This window comes from Kocuria kalidii, assembly GCF_044462225.1.
In the GTDB taxonomy this organism is placed as follows: Bacteria; Actinomycetota; Actinomycetes; order Actinomycetales; family Micrococcaceae; genus Kocuria; species Kocuria kalidii.
The window spans coordinates 57,737-76,068 of the sequence record NZ_JBISWJ010000041.1 but is presented as its reverse complement, the minus strand read 5'-3'; the positions used below and the strand labels follow the sequence as shown (position 1 = coordinate 76,068).

Here is an 18,332-nt window from a genome sequence, read left to right as displayed (position 1 = left end):
CGCCGGCCACCGCGCCGACCGTGTGGCCCGCCCCTCGGCGGGCAGGGCTCACCGCTCGGCGGCCGAGCCCCCCTGCCAGAGGGAGTCGAACGGGGCGCGCGAGCTGATGCGGCGCCGGATGCCGGCGGAGACGAACGCCTTCGCGGTGCGCGCCGCCTCGAGGGGCTCGGCGCCCTTCGCCAGTTCCGCGGCGACCGCGGCCGCCAGCGTGCAGCCCGCCCCGGCCACGGGGACCTCACCGACCTTCGGCTCGGAGAGCACCTCGAGAGTGGCCCCGTCGTAGAAGACGTCGACGGCGTCGGGGCCGCTGAGGCGGACCCCTCCCTTGGCGAGGACCACGGCCCCCGACCTCTCGTGGATCCGCCGCGCGGCCTCCTCGAGGTGCTCGACCGTGCTGATCTCGTCCATGCCGGAGAGGGAGAGGGACTCGAAGTGGTTGGGGGTCACGAACGAGGCCAGCGGCATAACCTTCGCCTTCAGCGCCTCGTCCGTGTCCAGGGCGGCGCCGGGCTCCTGACCCTTGCAGATGAGCACCGGGTCCAGGACCAGGTGCCGGGGCCCCAGCCCGGCGAGGACCTCGGCGGTGGTGGCGATGGTCTCGGGGCTGCCCAGCATGCCGATCTTGACGGCGTCGAGCTCGTAGGCCGCCGTGATCGCCTCGAGCTGCTCGCGCAGGACGTCCTGCGGCACGGGGAACAGGCGGTGACCCCAGTCCTCGGACGGGTCGAAGGAGACGATGCAGGTGAGGGCCAGGGAGCCGAACACGCCGAGCTCCTGGAAGGTCTTGAGATCGGCCTGCGCGCCGGCGCCGCCCGTGGCCTCGGAGCCGGCGATCGTCAGGGCGACGGGCGGCTGGTCGACAGGGTGCGCGGCGGTGCCTGCGGAAGCGGTGGAGGTGTCGGTCATGGGTGCCATTGTGCGCCTCCGGCCGCTTCCGGGGCCAACCGCCGGCGCTAGACTGTCGGACGGCCTCCGGCCGGCACGAGGTCCCCGCACGGGACCCGCGGCGGCCGGGGAGGGACCCCGGGTGGCAGGCGGGCGTCCCGCATCCGTCCCCAGCACACCGCACAGATCGAACCACGGCGCCCGCCCCGCGCGGACCGGCGCCGCGTCACTACAGATGGGTGACCCACCGTGTCCTCTCCCGCCGATCCTGCCCCCGCCGGGTTCGCCCGCCGGCCCCGCACGCACTTCGACCTCGTCGTGGCGGCCTACTGCGTGGTCCTGGTGCTCTCCAACGTCGCCGCGACCAAGGGCGTCGCGTTAGGCCCCGTCATCACCGACGGAGGCTTCTTCCTGTTTCCGCTCGCGTACGTCCTGGGCGACGTCGTCGCGGAGGTCTACGGCTTCCGGTCCGCCCGCCGGGCCATCGTCACGTCCTTCGCCGCCGGCCTGTTCTCCTCGGTCGTGTTCTGGCTCGTCATCGCGCTGCCGCCCGCGGACTTCTACGAGGGGCAGACGGCCTTCGAGGCGGTCCTCGGTCCGGTCCCGCTGATCGTGGCCGGCTCCCTGCTGGGCTACCTGGCGGGGCAGCTGCTCAACGCCTTCGTGATGGTCAGGATCAAGGCGCGCACGCGGGAGAAGCACCTGTGGGCCCGGCTCATCGGCTCGACCCTCGTGGGCGAGCTCGTCGACACGGTGATCTTCTGCACGGTGGCGGCTCCGGTCATCGGCATCACCACGCTGGGCGACTTCCTCAACTACGTGGTGGTGGGCTACGTGTACAAGGTCCTCGTCGAGGTGCTGGTCATGCCGGGGACCTACGCCGTGATCGGCTGGCTCAAGCGCCGCGAGCCGACCTACGGCGAGGCGGGGGTCGCCGGGGAGGCCCTCGCGCCGGCACCCTGAGCGCCGGCACCCCGGGTATCCGCACCCCGAGTACCCGCACCGTGGGCGCCCGCACCCTGGGCGCGGCCGCCCGGGGCTCCCGCTGGGGACGGGGCCGGCGGGTCCGGTCTCAGAAACCGAGGTAGGCCAGCTGCGCGCCCACCGAGCTGCGGGCTGCGGGCAGCACGTGCGCCGGGACGTCGGCGTAGATCCGCGCCGTGATCGCCTCGAGGCTCGCGGCGCGGCCCAGGGCCCGCAGGGCCTCCCGGACCTCGGCGAGACGCTCCATGCGGTGCTCGAGGATCTCCTCGCACACCGCCTCCACGTTCTCGCGCACGTCCGCGTGCGCCGGCAGCACCAGCGCGTCGCCCAGCACCGCCAGGCGCTGCAGCGAGCGCAGGTAGTCACCCAGGCTCCCGTCCGGGTGGTCGAGCATCGTGGTGCCCCGGCCCAGGATCGTGTCGCCCGTGAGGACCGAGCCCGTGACGCGCGGGGCGCGGGCGCTGTCCGCGTCCGCGGCCGGGGCGTCGTCCGGCAGGTGGAAGCTCACCGAGTCGGAGGTGTGCCCGGGCGTGTGGAGCACCCGGATCCGGCAGCCGGCCGCCTCGATCGTCTCGCGGTCCACCAGCGGGGCCGCGTCGCGGCAGAACTCCGGCAGGAAGGCGCGCACGGGCGCGCCGGTGAGGGCGTGGAAGTCGTCGACGGCCTCGGTGTGGTCGGCGTGGCGGTGCGTGATCAGCGTCAGCACGGTGCGTCCCGCCGCCGCCAGGACGGCGAGGTGGCCGCGGTCGGCCGGGCCGGGGTCCACGACGACGACGCCCTGCTGCCCCGGCGCCCCGATCAACCACGAGTTGGTGCCGTCCAAGGTCATGGGACCCGGGTTCGGGGCGGTCAGCCGCCGGGTCAGTGCCGTGGTGCGGGTGTCGGGAGCCTGCGTCATGCGGGCAGACTATCCGAGCCGGCCGGAGGGCCGGCACCCACCGCCGTGCGCGCGGCGGCGGTCGGTACAGTGGCTCTCGTGAGCACCGAACCTGGGCGGGACCCGGTGGCCCCCGGTCCCGACCCGCGGCCGGCCTGGGTCAGCGCGCTCAAGGGCGGGGTGCTCCTGCTGCTGCTGGCCGTGGCCGTCTGGTACCTCATCGGTCACGAGCTGCCCACGGTGGGGGAGATCCGGGCCTTCGTCGAGGACTTCGGCATGTGGGGCCCCTTCGTGTTCGCCGGGGTGTTCGTCCTCGTGGCGGCCTCTCCGGTGCCCGTGACGATCATGGCCGTGTCGGGGGGCTTCCTCTTCGGCATGGCCCAGGGCAGCGTGGTCGGCGTCGTCGCCACCACAGCCGGAGCGTGGCTGGGGTACTGGCTCGCCCGGTTCCTCGGCCGTGACGCCCTGTACCGGCTCGCGGGCAGCCGTGTCGCCGTGGTCGAGCGCAAGCTCGTCGGCAAGGGCTTCCTCACGGTGCTCGTCCTCCGTCCGGTCCTGCCCAACTGGACCCTCAGCTACGGGGCGGGGCTCGTGCGCATCCCGCAGCGCGACTACCTCGCCGCCACCCTGCTCGGCGGGATGCCGGGACAGGTCAGCTTCGCCGCCGTGGGAGCCTTCACCTCCCGGCCGTCGTGGCCGGCCCTGGGGGCCGTCGCCGCGTCCTGGGCGGTCGTGGTGGTCGTGGGTGTGCTCACCTGGCGCCGGTCGCGGCGCGATCCGCAGCCGGCGCCCGGTCCCGACGGCGCCGGGGCCGCGGACCGGTAGCGCTCCGCCGGCGAGCAGCACCGCACGATCGTCCGGTCGGCGCCCCGTCGTCCAACCCGGGAGGACCCCGGCTGGTCCGGGTCCCGGCACGGCGACGCCCGGCCCTCGGGACGAGGACCGGGCGCGTGCCGCGTGCGGCGTGGTGGTGTGACTACGCCTTGGGGCGCACGGCGGTGGAGCCGTCGGTCGGCTCGTTGCCGAGGATGTGGAGCTTGCCGCTCTTGCGGTCGGCGAGGTACTCCTTCATCTCCTTCTTGATGACGGGCAGCAGGAAGTAGACGCCCAGCAGGTTGACGAAGCCGCAGACGAACAGCGCCGCGTCGGCGAAGGCGATGACCTCGCTGAAGGTCAGGACGGTGCCGGCGACGGTGAAGAACAGGTAGATGAAGCGGAAGATGTTGTCGCTGATCCGGCTGCGCCCGAACAGGAACTCCCACGCCTTGAGGCCGTAGTAGAACCAGGTGATCAGGGTGGAGAACGCGAACAGGATCACGGCGATGGCCAGGACGATCGGGAACCAGGGGAGGACCGTGGCGAAGGCGTCCGAGGTGAGGATGACACCGTCCGGGGCGCCGTCGCCGGCCTGCACCTGGTCGATCCCGGCCTGCAGGCTCGGGGCACCGGCGATGATGATGGCCAGGGCCGTCATGGTGCAGATGATCACGGTGTCCACGAAGGGCTCGAACATCGCCACGAAGCCCTCGCTCACCGGGCGGCGGGTCTTCACGGCCGAGTGGGCGATCGGGGCGGAGCCGAGGCCGGCCTCGTTGGAGAACGCCGCGCGCTGGAACCCGACGATCATGACGCCCAGGACGCCGCCGGCCATGCCCTCGGGGGAGAACGCGCCGTCGACGATGGCGGCCATCGCCGCGGGCACCTGGCCGAAGTTGACGAGGATGACGATCAGGCACGCCGCGATGTAGACGGCGGCCATGGCGGGGACGAGCTTGCTCGTGGTGGCGCCGATGGACTTGATGCCGCCGATGATGACCAGCCCCACGAAGGCCGCGAGGACCAGCCCGAAGATGAGGGCCGCCCCGGCGCTGCCGAGCAGGCCGTCGGGGCCGCCCGTCACGTTCCGCGCCTGCGCGAACGTCTGGTTGGCCTGGAACATGTTGCCGCCGGCCGCGCCGAAGAGGAGGATCGCGACGGCGAAGATGCCGGTGAAGATCTTGGCGACGACGCTGCCGAACCTGCCGTACGCCACGAGCAGGTACCGGAACGGGCCACCGCTGACGGTGCCGTCCTCGTGGACCTCGCGGTACTTCACGCCGAGGGTGCACTCCGCGAACTTGGTGGCCATGCCGAGCAGGCCGGCCAGGATCATCCAGAAGGTGGCACCGGGGCCGCCGAGGGCCATCGCCGCGCCCACGCCGGCGATGTTGCCGAGTCCGACCGTGCCGGAGAGCGCGGAGGTCAGCGCCTGGAAGTGCGGCACCTCACCGGGATCGTCCTTGGACGAGAACTTGCCCCGCACCACGTCCCAGGACACCTTGAGACCCCGGAACTGGATGAAGCCGAAGTAGACGGTGAAGATCACGCCGGCCGCGATGAGCCAGGCCACCACGAACGGGAAGCTGACGCCCGCGATGGTGATCGGATAGAAGACGATGGTCGAAAAGACGTCGGTGATGGGGGCGAACGCCGCGTTGATGGCCTCGTCGATGGCCGCCAACCACTCGACGTCCTCGGCCACGGTGGTCATGGGTACCGCTTGCAAGATCTCCATCCGCTAACTACACCCCGTGGACAGCCCGTTGGCAACAGACACGCTTGTGGCCGAAAGAGCGATCTTGTCGTGGCAACAAAAAGTTAACGCAAGACGGCCCGGTCCCCTCGCGGCGACGCATCGGGGCGAGGGGACCGGGCCGTCTGCAGCACCGGAGCGACGTGGACGCCGCTCGACGGTGCTGTCGGCTCAGCGAGCGGAGGACGCGCCCGCCGTCACGTACTGCGGGGAGGTCATGGCGCAGACGCGCAGGCCGCGCACCAGGTCGGCACCCAGCGTGCGGAAGGCGCCGCCGGTGGAAGCGGCGCGGGCCGGCGCGGCGGCGTGGCCGACGGCGGTGAACAGGACGGCGGGGAGTCCGAAGACGAAGAGGAAGGTCATGAGAGCAGCCAGCTTTCTGGGGTCGGTGCGAGGTGGTTCGTGCGTGGAGGTCAGGAGTTCCGAGGCGGGGGCGCGGTGTCGAGCGGCAGGACGCGGTGCCTCGGTTGACATCTAAAGTCTAACGGGCTCATATTGATTCATCCAATCGCAAAGGCATCGCAAAAGGGGCAGAACGTTGCGTATAGACGATATTGACCGACAGATCATTGCGTCGCTGATTCAGGACAGCCGTCGGAGCTACGCCGCGATCGGGAACAGGGTCGGTCTGTCGGCCCCGGCGGTGAAGCGGCGGGTCGACGTCCTGCAGCAGAGCGGGGCGGTCAAGCGCTTCACGGCGGAGATCGACCAGTCCGTCCTGGGGTGGAACATCCAGGCCTTCGTGGAGCTGCACTGCGACGGCGGCCTGTCCCCGTCGATGATGCGCACGATGGCGGCCGGCATCCCCGAGGTGACCGACGGCTACACCGTCACCGGCGAGGCGGACGGGATCTTCCTCATCCGTGCGGAGAACACCACCCACCTCGAGGACGTCATGGTCCGGATCCGGGACTGGAAGGGCGTCAACCACACGCGGAGCTCGGTCATCCTGTCGCATCTCTGACCGCTGGGCCCCCCGCTCTGGAATACTGGGCACGGACCACCGGCGTCGGCACAGCGAGGGGCGGAACATGGAGCAGCGAGCGGAAGCAGTGATCGTGGTGGGGGTCGACGGGTCCCCGCACTCCGTGGCGGCGCTGCGCTGGGCGGCGCGGCTCGCGCCGGCCTACGGGGCGCACATCACGGCGGTGGGGGCGTGGGAGAACCCGCCCGAGTACGTCGGCTTCGTCCACTTCAAGGACGACAACTTCGACGAGCTCGCCCGGAAGCGCGTGGAGCGGGCGGTCCAGGAGGCCTTCGGGGACGACGTGCCGGCCGGGCTGAGCACCGTGGTGGAGTTCGGCCACCCCTCCAAGGTGCTGATGCGCCACAGCGAGGACGCCGCCGTGCTCGTGGTGGGACGCCGGGGTCACGGCGGGTTCAAGGGACTGCTGATGGGCTCGGTGAGCTCCGCCTGCGTGGCCCACGCGCCCTGCCCCGTGCTCGTCCTGCCGGAGCCGGCGGTCGGGGTCGGGAAGAGCGGCGCGGCCGGACAGGCGGCGGACGGCGAGCAGGCGGGGTGAGGGGCTGACATGGGCGAGGCAACCGCAGCATCGATCGTCGTCGGGGTCGACGGCTCACCGCAGTCCGTGCAGGCACTGCGCTGGGCGGCCCGGACGGCGCCGGCCCTCGGGGCGGGGATCAGGGCGGTGGGGGCGTGGGACTATCCGCCCGAGTACGCCGGATACGTCCCCCTGGGCAGCGACAACTTCGACGAGGTCACCCGGAAGCAGGTCGACGACACGGTCCGCGAGGCGTTCGGGGAGGACGTGCCGGCCGGGCTGAGCACGTCCGTGGTCTTCGGCCACCCGTCCAAGGTCCTGGTGCAGGAGAGCGAGGACGCCACGATGCTCGTCGTCGGGCGCCGGGGTCACGGCGGGTTCCGGGGACTGCTCATGGGCTCCGTGAGCGCCGCCTGCGTCGCGCACGCGTCGTGCCCGGTGCTCGTGATCCACGAGCAGCCCGGCACGGACGGTTCCGGGGCGGGGCGGTAGCTCCGGACGTCCCGGCCGGCCGCCGCGTCGGCGGGGGGCCGGGACGGCGGCGAGCGCCCTGGTCCGCGGTCCGGGGAGGAGCTGCTCAGGACCTGCCCGCGTAGTAGCGGCCCAGGACCTCGTCCCGGTACTCGAAGTAGGTTCCGTCGGCCATGGACTCGCGGGCGCCGTCGACCATGCGCACGACGAAGCGCTCGTTGTGGATGGACGTCAGCGTCGCGGACAGGCGCTCCTTGGCCTTGAACAGGTGGTGCAGGTACGCCCGGGTGTAGTGCGCGCACGTGTAGCAGTCGCAGCCGTCGTCGATCGGGGAGAGGTCCGTCCGGAAGCGGGCGTTGCTGACGGTGAAACGGCCGTCGGGGGCGTAGACGGTGCCGGAGCGGGCCACCCGGGTGGGGGAGACGCAGTCGAAGGTGTCCGCGCCGTTCTCGAGGGCCGTGAAGACGTCGTCCGGCTCCGAGATCCCCAGCAGGTGCCGGGGACGGTCCTCGGGCAGCTCCTCGGTGCACCAGCGCACGATCGTGCCGAGGTTCTGCTTCTCGAGCGCCCCGCCGATGCCGAAGCCGTCGAAGCCCATCGCGGCGAGGTCCCGGCACGCCGTCCGGCGCAGGTCCTCGTACTGGGCGCCCTGGACCACGCCGAACAGGGCCTGGTACGGCCTGCCGGCGCGCTCCTCGGTGAGGCGGGCGTGCTCGGCGACGCACCGCTGCGCCCACCGGCGGGTGCGCTCGAGGGACGTCTCCTGGTAGCCGCGCGAGTTGTGCAGGGTGGTCAGCTCGTCGAACGCGAACATGATGTCCGCGCCCAGCCGGTGCTGCACCTGCATCGAGATCTCGGGGGTGAAGCGGTGGACGTCGCCGTTGATGTGGGACCGGAAGGTGACCCCGTCGTCGTCGACCCGCGCCATGCGCTCCTTGCCGGTGGCGACGTCGTCGTCCCCCGCGGCCGCTGCCGCGGACATGTCGATCACCTTCCGGAACCCCGAGCCGAGGGACATGACCTGGAAGCCCCCGGAGTCCGTGAAGGTGGGCCCGGCCCAGTTCATAAACGCGCCGAGCCCGCCCGCGGCGTCCAGGACGTCCGCGCCGGGCTGGAGATAGAGGTGGTAGGCGTTGGCGAGGAGGGCCTGCGCGCCGAGCTGCGCCATGGACTCGGGCAGCACGGCCTTGACCGTGGCCGCGGTGCCGACGGGGACGAAGGCGGGGGTCCGGATGGTTCCGTGCGGCGTGGTGATGGTCCCGGTGCGGCCCCGGAACGGACCGCCGTTGGCATCGACGTGCGCGCCGGGGATCGCGGTGGTCTCGGTGAGGCGGTGCTCCACCGCGAAGCCGAAGGCGGCGCGGGCGGCGGGGGATCGGGGGGTCTCGACGGGTGCAGGCACCCGTCCATTGTGCGTCACCGCCGGGCCGGGGAGGACCGCCCGGACGCCGCGGGGAGCCCGGGCGGGCGCCGGCTCAGCGGCCCCAGCCGGCGTGGGCGACCGCCTGGCGCACCAGGTCCCCGCGACCGCCGGCGAACTCCGTCTGCACCTCGGGGCTGAGCGCCTCCTCGGGACTCATCCAGGACAGCTGCAGCGCGTCCTGGCGGGGGCTGCACTCACCCCGCACGGGCACGATGTAGCTCAGCGCCACGGCGTGCTGGCGGTCGTCGGTCAGCCCCGTCTCGGACGGCGAGGGGAAGAACTCGGCCACGGCGAAGGGCGTCGTGGACACCGGCAGCTGCGGGAACGCCATGGCGCCCAGGTCCTTCTCCAGGTGGCGCAGCAGGGCCGCCCGGATGGTCTCCCGGTACAGCACCCGGCCGGAGACGAACGTGTACATCATCTCGCCCTCGGCCGTCGCCTGCAGCAGCAGCCCGATCTCGGACAGGTAGCCCAGCGGGTCGAGCCGGACCGGCAGCGCCTGCACGTAGACCATCGGCAGGCGGCGGCGGGCCTCCTGCAGATCGTCCTCGTTGAGCCAACCGGGATTCGGATCGGGGGTGCGGAGGAAACTCATACTGCTGTTCTATCCCAAGAGCCGGGGCGGGGCCACGGCCGCCCCCGCCCCGGCGGCCGGTTCAGCGCACAGCGGAGCCGGTGCCGTGGTCACGCGCGGTCCACCCGGGCGGCGGCCTCCAGGACCGTCCACGCCTGCACCTGCGTGGAGAGCTCGACCGGAACGCCGGGGCGCTGCGCCTCGTCGGCGTGCCGGGCCGGGTCCGGGGAGAAGATCGCCACCGTCTCCCCGGCGACCGCCGGCGCGGTACCGTCCGGCGCGCTGAGGTCCACGGCCGGGTCGAACTCCCGCCGCCCGGACCACAGGGCGTCGGCGGTGCCCCGCACGAGCCCGGCCGCGGTGCGGCGGGTCGGTGCGGGCAGTCCCGGGTGCAGGGCGGCGTCGGCGAGGTAGCGGGCCAGGATCCCGCTGAACAGACCCGCGTCCCCGCCGCCGTGGGTGCGCAGGACGGGGCGCCCGTCCAGCTCGCGGCCGTATGTCCCCGCGGCTCCCGCCACCACGTCGGCCGCCGTGCCCAGCAGGTGTGCCCGGTCCCCTCCGCCCGTGCCCGGGACGTCCGCGAGCTCGAGCAGCACACCGAGCACGGGCCCCGAGTTGTAGCTGAACAGCCGCTCGTCGAGCCGCGTCACCTCGGTGCCGGAGCCGGCCGCGACCAGGCGCAGCCCGTCGTGGAAGACCTTGCGCTCCGGGTGCCACAGGGTGTCCTGCAGCCAGCCGAGCACCGCGCGGGCCTGGTCCCGGCGGTGCGTGCGCACGAAGCCGAGCGCCGTGGGGGCGGAGGACGCCGTGTTCTTGACGTCGTGGCGGGTGTTCCAGAAGACCCCGCCGCCCAGGTCCGCCGTGTGGCCGCGCTCCAGCCGGGCGAGCAGGGCGCTGCCCGCGTCGAGGCAGCCCACGTCCGGCCGGCCGGCCAGGGTGCGGTCCAGCTCGGCGAGGCGTCCCACGGCGAGCAGCAGCCACGCCATGTCGTCGTAGTAGGAGTTGTGGGTCACCCGGCCGCCGCTGCGCAGGGTGATGCCCCGCAGCAGCCGGTGCGCCTCGCGCCGGAACTCCCCGGCCCGCGCGGGCTCGCCCACGTGCCGGAACCCGGCGTCCACCAGTGCGTCGAGCAGGTGCGCCTGCCACCAGTAGTGCCACGGGGCCTTGGGGGACGTGGGGCGCGGGTGCGCCGGGGCGCCGAGCAGGGTCCCGGGCACGCCCAGGGCCCGCCCGCCGAAGAGCTCGCGCACGGAGTGGGCCGCCTTGTCGGCGCGCCCAGCGGCCGTGGTGTCCGGTCCGGCGGGCTCGGTGGTCGAGGGGCTCTGCGCGGCGCTCGCGCCGGTCGTCGTGGGCATGGGGGCTCCTGTGCTGGCGGGGGAGAAGTGCTGCGTCCGAGCCTAGTGGGACTACACCGGGGGCCGCGGGCCGGCCCCGCCGCGGGCCGTGCCCAGGTACAGCCGCCGGTGCACGGCCTCGGCGGGGCCCGGCAGCGTGCGCCGTTCCAGCAGGGCCGCACCGAGCAGCGTGACCACCCACACGGCGGTGCCGAGCAGGAGCGCCGCGGTGGGAGTCAGGGAGCGGCCGAGCCCCAGTGCGAACGGCGGCAGCAGGACCGTGAACAGGAGCGACTGGGCGAGGTAGCCGCTCATCGACCGGCGGCCCAGGGCCTGCAGCGACCACAGTGCCGGGTGCTCCCGTGCCCGGAGGGGAGCCGCGGCGTCGCCGCCGCGGCCCTGCACCCGCGCGCAGACCAGCGCCACCACGATCGCGTAGCCGATGCCCTGCGCCGCGCCGGTCACGGCGTCCGCGCCGGCGAGCGCGGCCCCGGCAGCGGCGGAGGGCTCGAGCATGTCCGTGGTCAGGAGTCCGGTGCCGGTGCCTGTGGCCAGCCCCGGCACGATGCAGATCACGGCCGTGCCCAGCAGCCGGGTGCGGCGGGGCCCGGGGGCCTCGAGCAGCCGGTAGCGGCTCAGGGCCAGCCCGAGCAGCATCATGGGGAGCAGCCCCAGCAGCTGGATCGGGGCGAGGATGACCACCGCGGTCCCCTCGGCCAGACCCAGGGCCAGCCACTCCTGCGGGGACTCCGCCACGAGACTCGGATAGCGCACGGTGCCGGGGCTCCGGGCGGCCCAGCCGGTCGCGCCGAAGAGCACCATCAGCACCGTGCCCAGGCCCACGAGGACGGCGAGGGTGCGCGTGGACGCGGTGATCAGCAGGGCCAGGAACAGCCCCCCGAAGGCGTAGGCGGTGATGATGTCCCCGGGGAAGAGCAGGCACGCGTGCAGTGCCCCCACGAGCAGCAACCACCCGTAGCGCCGCAGCAGCAGCTGCTGCGCGAGGGGCAGAGGTGTCCCGCGGGCGGACTCCCGGGCGGCGATCTGGCCCACGCCGTAGCCGACCAGGAACGAGAACAGGGGGAAGCCGCGACCGTCCACGAGCATCGACATGGCCATGTTGACGAGGTCGTCCGCCGTCCACCCCGCGGTGCCGGCGCCGGCACCCAGGGTCCGCTCCCGGAGGCCGTCGGTGGGTCCGGGCGCCCAGATCCACACGGTGATGTTGGCGACCGCGATCACCCAGAGCATGAGTCCCCGGGCCACGTCCGGCGCCGGCACGCGGTGCGTCGCCCGGGCGGGGCGCGGAGCGTTCACGCGGGGTCCCCGGTCCGGAGGGCGCGCCGGCTCTCGAGCACGAGCCGCTCACCGGTCACCGGGTGGACGAGGGCGATCCGGCGGGCCAGCAGCTGCAGCGGCCGGTCGGGGTCCTCGCTGCCCGACGGACGCACCCGCGGGTACAGGGGGTCGTTGCGGACGGGCACGCCCAGCCCGGCCAGGTGCACCCGGATCTGGTGGGTGCGCCCGGTCTCGGGCCGGACGGTGTAGCGCGCCCACGTGCCCTCCGGGTCCGGGAACGCCGGGCCGGCCTGCTCCACCACGGTGCGGGCGTTGACGGGCCCCGGCACCTCCCGCGCCTGCAGGCCGGTGCGGTCCTTGACGATGCGGGACTCCACCAGGCGGGGCAGCCCGAGCCCGGGGCGGTGCGCGGCCACGGCCTCGTACTCCTTGACCACCGCCCGCTCCTGGAAGAGGGACTGGAACCGTCCCCGGGTGCCGGGGTCCCGCGAGAGCAGCAGGACCCCGGCGGTGCCGCGGTCGAGGCGGTGCAGCGGGGAGAGCCGGTCCTCGCGGCGGGAGCGGCGCAGCTTCACGAGCGCGCTCTGCGCCACGAACCCGCCGCGCGGTGTGGTCGGCAGCCCGTGGGGCTTGTCGACCGCCAGCAGCCACTCGTCCTCGAACAGCACCGGGAGGTCCCCGGACAGCTCCGGTTCCACGGGCAGGGCGCGGTGGTACCAGACCGAGGCGCCGGGACGGAAGGGGGCGTCGCGCGGCACGGCGAGCCCGGCCTCGTCGACGATCCCGCCGGACGCGAAGAGCTCCTCGAGCTCCGGCGCGGACGCGGGGAACCTGTCCAGCAGGTAGCCGCGGACGGTTTCCGCGGTGCCCTCCGCAGCGCCCGGCAGCCGCACCCGGACCGGGTCCACCCCGTCCCGCAGCGGCAGGGGAGCGGGGGCCGGCCGACGTCGTCGCATGGTTCCCGATCGTGCTCCGCCCCGGCCCCGTTGTCCACTCGGCCGGACCGCGTTCCACCGGGTGGTCGTTCCTGCGAGAATGGACGCGCACGTCACCAGCCCTCCCACCGGAACGAGGCCCATGGCAACCGAAGAAGTCGTCCTGCTGGACGACGCGCACCGTCCCGTCGGGACCGCGCCCAAGGCGGAGGTGCACACCACGGACACCCCTCTGCACCTCGCGTTCTCGTGCCACGTCCTCGGCGACGACGGGCGGCTGCTCCTGACCCGCCGGGCGCTCGGCAAGAAGACCTGGCCGGGGGTGTGGACCAACAGCTTCTGCGGCCACCCGGGGCCCGGCGAGGGCTTCGTCGAGGCCATCGCCCGCCGGGCCGGCCAGGAGCTGGGCTTCGAGGTGACGGGGGCGACGGAGGTGCTGCCCGACTTCCGGTACCGGGCCGTGGACGCCTCCGGGATCGTGGAGAACGAGTTCTGCCCCGTCTACGTGGCACGGGCCGCCGCTCGGCCGCGGCCCCTGCCCGAGGAGGTCGCGGAAGTCGCGTGGATCGCCCCCGAGGAGCTGTTCGCCGCAGCGGACTCCGCGCCGTTCCTGCTCAGTCCGTGGCTGCTCGAGCAGCTCGCCGACGACCGGCTCCGCCGGGCGCTCACGGGGCGGAGCGCGGTCCGCCCGTAGCGGTCCCCCCCTGCGCGGCGCGCGGCGGGGCCGCGGCTCAGTCCATCCGCGCGGCGAGGTCGTCCGCCACCGTCTCGAGGGCGGCCCGGAGCGCCAGGATCGCCGGGCGGTGCACGCTCGACCCGCGGATCGAGGTGAACACGGTCCGCCGGGACCCGGCCGGCAGGTCGACCAGCCGGCAGGGCGACTCCCCGCCCGCCCACATGAGGTCCGGCATGAGCGCCACGGCGTTGCCGGACTGCACGAGCCGGGTCTGTGCCTGCAGGTCCGCCGTCGAGAACCGGACGTCGGGCTCGAAGCCCGCCCGGCGGCACAGCTGCTCGCCCCAGTGCCGCGAGGCGGATCCGCGCGGCTCCATGACCCAGGGCAGGTCCTGGGCCTCCCGCAGGGAGGTGACGGACGCGTGCTCGGGTCCGGGCGGAACGGCCAGGCGGATGGCGTCCGTGATCAGCCGGCGCCGGTCCAGGTCCGGGTGGTGGGCGGCGGCATGGCTCGGGTACTGCTCCGCGACGACCACGTCGAACTCCCGGGTCCACGTCTCGTAGAGGGCCCGCTCCGGCTCGGCCTGCACCATCTCCACCCGCACCTCCGGGTGCTCGCGGCGCATGATGCCCAGGACCTCCGGGAGCAGGGCCAGGGCGGCGGACTGGAACACGGCGACCCGCACGGTGCCCGTGACCGTGCTCAGCGACGCCGCCAGGTCCGCCTCGGTGCGCTCCAGGACGTCGAGCAGCTCGGCCGTGCGGGCCACGAGGATCTCCGCCTGCGGGGTGAGCTGGACCCGCCGGCCGGCCTTGGAGAGCAGCGCCACCCCGGCCTCCTTCTCCAGCGCCGAGAGCTGCTGGGAGACCGCCGAGGGGCTGAAGTTCAGGGCTGCGGCGACCTCCGCGAGGGTGCCCCGCAGCGCAAGTTCCCGCAGCAGCCGCAGCTTGCGCACGTCCAGCACGGCGGGCCCCCTCAAAGATCAGTCTTGCTGATGAATGAACTGCGGAAAACATCACTTTATCCGAATCGTCAGGGGGCGCATAGTGGAGCTACCGCAACGCTTTCGGCCCAACCCAGGGAGTATCACCCATGACCACGATCCCCGTTCCTCAGGCAGCCCAGATCTCCGGCCGTCCCGAGGTCGGACGCACCCTTCCCCACGCCGCCATCCCGGCGGCGCTGCCCGAGCAGGCCGTGGCCACGGTGCGCCGCTGGCTCACCGAGGCGGAGCAGTTCCCCAAGGACGCCGCGGGCGAGCAGCTGGCCGGGGTGCTCAGGGACCCCAGCGGCCTGGACTTCACCGTCGGCTTCGTCGACGGCGTCATCCGCCCCGAGGACATCGCCGTGGCCGCCCGCAACCTGGCCCGGCTGGCGCCGAAGGTCCCCGGCTTCCTGCCCTGGTACCTGCGGACCGCGGTGCGCACCGGCGGGGCGCTGGCCCCGGTCGCCCCGCAGGTCGTGATCCCGGCGGCCCGCAAGGCGCTGCGCGAGATGGTCGGGCACCTCATCGTGGACGCCAGCGAGGCCAAGCTCGGGAAGTCGATCGCGAAGATCCGCACGGACGGCGTCCGGCTCAACGTCAACCTGCTGGGCGAGGCCGTGCTCGGGGAGCGCGAGGCCGACCGCCGCCTGCAGGGCACGCACGACCTGCTGGCCCGGCCGGACGTGGACTACGTCTCCATCAAGGTCTCCTCCACCGTCGCCCCGCACTCCGCCTGGGCCTTCGACGAGGCCGTGGCCGAGGTCGTCGAGAAGCTGACCCCGCTCTACGAGCGGGCCGCATCCTTCACCCCGGCGAAGTTCATCAACCTGGACATGGAGGAGTACAAGGACCTGGACATGACCCTGGCGGTCTTCACCCGGATCCTCGACCAGCCGCAGTTCCGGGACCTCGAGGCCGGCATCGTGCTGCAGACCTACCTGCCCGACACCCTGGCCGCGATGATCCGCCTCCAGGAGTGGGCCGCCGCCCGGCGCGCCGCCGGCGGCGCCCCGGTGAAGGTGCGCGTGGTCAAGGGCGCGAACCTGCCCATGGAGCAGGTCGAGGCCTCCCTGCACGACTGGCCGCTGGCCACCTGGGGGACCAAGCAGGACTCGGACACCCACTACAAGCGGGTGCTCAACTACGCGCTGCAGCCGGAGCACGCCGACGCGGTCCGCATCGGCGTGGCCGGGCACAACCTCTTCGACATCGCCTTCGCCTGGCTGCTCGCCACCGAGCGCGGCGTGGTCGACGCGATCGACTTCGAGATGCTGCTGGGCATGGCCACCGGCCAGGCCGAGGCCGTCAAGCGCGACGTCGGCTCGCTGCTGCTCTACACCCCCGTGGTGCACCCGGCCGAGTTCGACGTGGCCATCGCCTACCTGATCCGCCGGCTGGAGGAGGGCGCGTCCCAGGAGAACTTCATGTCCGCGGTCTTCGAGCTCTCCGCGAACGAGGAGCTCTTCGAGCGGGAGAAGAACCGCTTCCTCGCCTCCCTGGCGGCGCTGGACGACACCGTCCCGCTGCCGAACCGGGTCCAGGACCGCGGCCTGCCCGAGGCGCCCGCGCCGACCGACGGCTTCGACAACACCCCGGACACGGACCCGGCCGTGGCCGCCAACCGCGACTGGGGCCGGGCGGTCCTCGACCGGGTCCCCGGCTCCCGGGCCGGCGTGGCGACCGTCACCGCCGCCGCGCTGCAGACCGAGGAGCAGCTCGACCGCGTCATCGACGCCGCCCTCGAGGCCGGCCGCGGCTGGGCCGCGCTGAGCGGCGCCCAGCGGGCCGAGGTGCTCCACCGCGCCGGGGACGCCCTGGCCGCCCGCCGCTCCGAGCTGCTCGAGGTCGCGGCGGCGGAGGCGGGCAAGACCCTCGACCAGTCGGACCCGGAGATCAGCGAGGCCATCGACTTCGCCCACTACTACGCCGAGCGCGCCCGCGAGCTGGACGAGGTCGACGGCGCGTCCTTCGTGCCCTCCCGGCTGACCGTCGTCACCCCGCCGTGGAACTTCCCGGTGGCCATCCCGGCCGGATCGGCGCTGGCGGCCCTGGCCGCAGGCTCCCCGGTGGTGTTCAAGCCGGCCGGCCCGACCAAGCGCTGCGGGGCCGTGGTGGCCGAGGCCGTCTGGGAGGCCCTGGACGCCTCCGGGGTTCCCCGGGAGGTGCTCGCCCTCGTGGACCTCGAGGAGCGGGCCCTCGGCCGCCAGCTGATCTCCCACCCGTCCGTGGACCGGCTCATCCTCACCGGCGCCTACGAGACCGCCGAGCTGTTCCGCTCCTTCCGCTCCGACCTGCCGCTGCTGGCCGAGACCTCGGGGAAGAACGCGCTGATCGTCACGCCCAGCGCCGACTTCGACCTCGCGGCCAAGGACGTCGCCTACTCCGCGTTCGGCCACGCGGGGCAGAAGTGCTCGGCGGCCTCCCTGGTGATCCTCGTCGGCTCCGTGGCGACGTCGCGCCGCTTCCACCACCAGCTCCTCGACGCGGTCACCTCCCTCACCGTCGACTACCCGACCAACCCCGCCGCGCAGATGGGCCCGCTCACCGAGCCCGCCGAGGGCAAGCTGCTCCAGGCCCTGACCACTCTCGACGAGGGGGAGGCGTGGGCGGTGGAGCCGCGGCAGCTCGACGAGACCGGCAAGCTGTGGAGCCCGGGCGTGCGCACCGGCGTGCGGCGCGGCTCCGAGTTCCACCACGTGGAGTACTTCGGACCGGTGCTCGGCGTGATGACCGCCGAGACCCTGGAGGAGGCCGTCGCCATCCAGAACGAGGTGGAGTACGGCCTCACCGGTGGACTGCACTCCCTGGACCCGGAGGAGATCGGCTACTGGCTGGAGAACGTCCAGGCCGGCAACGTCTACGTCAACCGCGGGATCACCGGGGCCATCGTCCAGCGCCAGCCCTTCGGCGGCTGGAAGAAGTCGGCGGTCGGCCCGGGCACCAAGGCCGGCGGCCCGAGCTACCTCATGGGCCTGGGCGAGTGGGAGCCCGCGCCGCTGCGCGGCGCCGGGCGCCCCGTGGCCGACACCTCCGTCGTGGCGCTGCTGCAGGCGGCGCGCGCCGGGACGGCGAGCCTCACCGCAGCCGAGGCGCAGACCCTCGAGCAGGCGCTGCGCAGCGACGAGGCCGCCTGGGCCGAGGAGTTCGGCGTCGCCAAGGACGTCACCGGACTGTCGGCCGAGCGCAACGTCTTCCGCTACCTGCCCCTGCCGGTGACGGTGCGCCTGTCCGAGGGGGAGCCCCTCGCCGGCCTGCTGCGCGTCGTCGCCGCCGGGCTGCGGGCGGGCTCCGCGCTGAGCGTCTCCTCGGCGCGGGAGCTTCCCGCCCCGGTGCGCTCCGTGCTCGCCGGTCGCGGCGTGCCCGTGCGGGTGGAGGACGACGCCGCCTGGCTGGCCGGCGCCCCGGCCCTCGGCGGCGGGCGGGTCCGCCTCATCGGCGGGGACCGCGCGGGCTTCATCGCCGCGACCGGGTCCCGTCCGGACGTGGCCGTCTACGCCCACCCCGTCACCGGGGCGGGCCGGGTGGAGATGCTGCCGTTCCTGCGCGAGCAGGCCGTGAGCATCACCGCGCACCGCTTCGGCACGCCGAACCACCTCACGGACGACCTGATCTGACGCCCTGCTGCGACGGCGCCCCGCGCCGCGGCCCCCGCCTCCGGGCGGACCGCGGCGCGGGGCGTCGTGCTGTCCGGGGGCCGCCCCCGTCGGGCGTCGGCCGGCGACCGGGGGCCGGTCGGGGTGTCCAGCAGGCGGGTTCAGCTGGGGGCAGGTCAGCTCCGGAGCGCTCGGCAGCGGACCGTCCCGCTGCGGGCGGTC

The 18,332-nt window shown here is 73.7% G+C and carries 17 protein-coding genes; 7 read left to right on the top strand and 10 right to left on the bottom strand.

Annotated elements, in window-relative coordinates; translation table 11 throughout:
• Positions 1-48: 48 nt before the first annotated feature.
• Positions 49-906: a PfkB family carbohydrate kinase gene (locus ACH9D3_RS06480; protein ID WP_396410307.1), complete on the bottom strand. Its 858-nt coding sequence runs from the start codon at positions 904-906 to the stop codon at positions 49-51.
• Between the two features lie 228 nt (positions 907-1,134).
• On the opposite strand from ACH9D3_RS06480, the gene ACH9D3_RS06475 reads away from it, so the two are divergent.
• On the top strand, positions 1,135-1,848 hold the full coding sequence (locus ACH9D3_RS06475; protein ID WP_396410306.1) for a queuosine precursor transporter: 714 nt from the start codon (positions 1,135-1,137) through the stop codon (positions 1,846-1,848).
• Positions 1,849-1,957: 109 nt separating this feature from the next.
• Here the strand turns inward: ACH9D3_RS06475 and ACH9D3_RS06470 are convergent, their stop codons facing one another.
• On the bottom strand, positions 1,958-2,767 hold the full coding sequence (locus tag ACH9D3_RS06470) for an MBL fold metallo-hydrolase (protein ID WP_396410305.1): 810 nt from the start codon (positions 2,765-2,767) through the stop codon (positions 1,958-1,960).
• 78 nt (positions 2,768-2,845) lie between these two features.
• Between ACH9D3_RS06470 and ACH9D3_RS06465 the strand changes: the two genes are divergently transcribed.
• Positions 2,846-3,571, top strand: a complete 726-nt coding sequence (locus ACH9D3_RS06465; protein WP_396410304.1) for a VTT domain-containing protein — start codon at positions 2,846-2,848, stop codon at positions 3,569-3,571.
• 151 nt (positions 3,572-3,722) lie between these two features.
• On the opposite strand, the gene ACH9D3_RS06460 is transcribed toward ACH9D3_RS06465, so the two are convergent.
• Together ACH9D3_RS06460 and ACH9D3_RS06455 are read right to left on the bottom strand one after the other, a co-directional pair.
• The gene (locus ACH9D3_RS06460) at positions 3,723-5,300 is read right to left on the bottom strand and encodes an amino acid carrier protein (protein WP_396410303.1); all 1,578 of its coding nucleotides are present in this window, start codon (positions 5,298-5,300) and stop codon (positions 3,723-3,725) included.
• A gap of 189 nt (positions 5,301-5,489) precedes the next feature.
• Entirely contained in the window at positions 5,490-5,681 is a 192-nt protein-coding gene (locus tag ACH9D3_RS06455; protein ID WP_396398678.1) for a hypothetical protein, read from the bottom strand.
• A gap of 175 nt (positions 5,682-5,856) precedes the next feature.
• Here ACH9D3_RS06455 and ACH9D3_RS06450 point away from each other — a divergent pair, with 175 nt between their 5' ends.
• The 3 genes from ACH9D3_RS06450 (at position 5,857) to ACH9D3_RS06440 (ending at position 7,312) form a co-directional block, all read left to right on the top strand.
• On the top strand, positions 5,857-6,282 hold the full coding sequence (locus tag ACH9D3_RS06450) for an Lrp/AsnC family transcriptional regulator (protein ID WP_396398677.1): 426 nt from the start codon (positions 5,857-5,859) through the stop codon (positions 6,280-6,282).
• Positions 6,283-6,349: 67 nt separating this feature from the next.
• Complete coding sequence (locus tag ACH9D3_RS06445) at positions 6,350-6,841, top strand: universal stress protein (RefSeq protein ID WP_396410302.1); 492 nt, start codon at positions 6,350-6,352, stop codon at positions 6,839-6,841.
• 9 nt (positions 6,842-6,850) lie between these two features.
• Positions 6,851-7,312, top strand: coding sequence for a universal stress protein (locus ACH9D3_RS06440; protein ID WP_396410301.1), 462 nt, complete (start codon positions 6,851-6,853; stop codon positions 7,310-7,312).
• A gap of 85 nt (positions 7,313-7,397) precedes the next feature.
• Here ACH9D3_RS06440 and tgt read toward each other — a convergent pair whose 3' ends face one another.
• From tgt to ACH9D3_RS06415, 5 genes are all read right to left on the bottom strand, one after another.
• Complete coding sequence (gene tgt / locus ACH9D3_RS06435; RefSeq protein ID WP_396410300.1) at positions 7,398-8,693, bottom strand: tRNA guanosine(34) transglycosylase Tgt; 1,296 nt, start codon at positions 8,691-8,693, stop codon at positions 7,398-7,400.
• 73 nt (positions 8,694-8,766) lie between these two features.
• A complete protein-coding gene (locus tag ACH9D3_RS06430; protein WP_396398673.1) occupies positions 8,767-9,309 on the bottom strand; it encodes an NUDIX hydrolase family protein in 543 nt (180 codons plus the stop codon).
• Between the two features lie 89 nt (positions 9,310-9,398).
• A complete protein-coding gene (locus ACH9D3_RS06425) occupies positions 9,399-10,643 on the bottom strand; it encodes a glycoside hydrolase family 76 protein (RefSeq protein WP_396410299.1) in 1,245 nt (414 codons plus the stop codon).
• 51 nt (positions 10,644-10,694) lie between these two features.
• On the bottom strand, positions 10,695-11,939 hold the full coding sequence (locus ACH9D3_RS06420; RefSeq protein ID WP_396410298.1) for a DUF418 domain-containing protein: 1,245 nt from the start codon (positions 11,937-11,939) through the stop codon (positions 10,695-10,697).
• Complete coding sequence (locus ACH9D3_RS06415) at positions 11,936-12,877, bottom strand: pseudouridine synthase (protein ID WP_396410297.1); 942 nt, start codon at positions 12,875-12,877, stop codon at positions 11,936-11,938. Before ACH9D3_RS06415 ends, ACH9D3_RS06420 begins: the two co-directional genes overlap by 4 nt.
• A gap of 121 nt (positions 12,878-12,998) precedes the next feature.
• Between ACH9D3_RS06415 and idi the strand changes: the two genes are divergently transcribed.
• Positions 12,999-13,550: an isopentenyl-diphosphate Delta-isomerase gene (gene idi / locus ACH9D3_RS06410; protein ID WP_396398669.1), complete on the top strand. Its 552-nt coding sequence runs from the start codon at positions 12,999-13,001 to the stop codon at positions 13,548-13,550.
• A gap of 37 nt (positions 13,551-13,587) precedes the next feature.
• Here idi and ACH9D3_RS06405 read toward each other — a convergent pair whose 3' ends face one another.
• Positions 13,588-14,496 carry a LysR substrate-binding domain-containing protein gene (locus ACH9D3_RS06405; RefSeq protein ID WP_396398735.1) on the bottom strand — a complete coding sequence of 303 codons (909 nt, stop codon included), beginning with the start codon at positions 14,494-14,496 and terminating at the stop codon, positions 13,588-13,590.
• Positions 14,497-14,624: 128 nt separating this feature from the next.
• Between ACH9D3_RS06405 and ACH9D3_RS06400 the strand changes: the two genes are divergently transcribed.
• The gene (locus ACH9D3_RS06400) at positions 14,625-18,131 is read left to right on the top strand and encodes a bifunctional proline dehydrogenase/L-glutamate gamma-semialdehyde dehydrogenase (protein ID WP_396410296.1); all 3,507 of its coding nucleotides are present in this window, start codon (positions 14,625-14,627) and stop codon (positions 18,129-18,131) included.
• The last annotated feature ends 201 nt before the right edge of the window (positions 18,132-18,332 follow it).

Excerpts from the sequence above, each read along its gene's own strand:
- idi (WP_396398669.1), top strand. The coding sequence starts at position 12,999 with ATGGCAACCGAAGAAGTCGTCCTGCTGGACGACGCGCACCGTCCCGTC.
- ACH9D3_RS06480 (WP_396410307.1), bottom strand. The coding sequence starts at position 906 with ATGACCGACACCTCCACCGCTTCCGCAGGCACCGCCGCGCACCCTGTC.
- ACH9D3_RS06460 (WP_396410303.1), bottom strand. The coding sequence starts at position 5,300 with ATGGAGATCTTGCAAGCGGTACCCATGACCACCGTGGCCGAGGACGTC.
- ACH9D3_RS06425 (WP_396410299.1), bottom strand. The coding sequence starts at position 10,643 with ATGCCCACGACGACCGGCGCGAGCGCCGCGCAGAGCCCCTCGACCACC.
- ACH9D3_RS06445 (WP_396410302.1), top strand. The coding sequence starts at position 6,350 with ATGGAGCAGCGAGCGGAAGCAGTGATCGTGGTGGGGGTCGACGGGTCC.
- ACH9D3_RS06400 (WP_396410296.1), top strand. The coding sequence starts at position 14,625 with ATGACCACGATCCCCGTTCCTCAGGCAGCCCAGATCTCCGGCCGTCCC.
- ACH9D3_RS06440 (WP_396410301.1), top strand. The coding sequence starts at position 6,851 with ATGGGCGAGGCAACCGCAGCATCGATCGTCGTCGGGGTCGACGGCTCA.
- ACH9D3_RS06415 (WP_396410297.1), bottom strand. The coding sequence starts at position 12,877 with ATGCGACGACGTCGGCCGGCCCCCGCTCCCCTGCCGCTGCGGGACGGG.
- ACH9D3_RS06430 (WP_396398673.1), bottom strand. The coding sequence starts at position 9,309 with ATGAGTTTCCTCCGCACCCCCGATCCGAATCCCGGTTGGCTCAACGAG.
- ACH9D3_RS06470 (WP_396410305.1), bottom strand. The coding sequence starts at position 2,767 with ATGACGCAGGCTCCCGACACCCGCACCACGGCACTGACCCGGCGGCTG.
- ACH9D3_RS06455 (WP_396398678.1), bottom strand. The coding sequence starts at position 5,681 with ATGACCTTCCTCTTCGTCTTCGGACTCCCCGCCGTCCTGTTCACCGCC.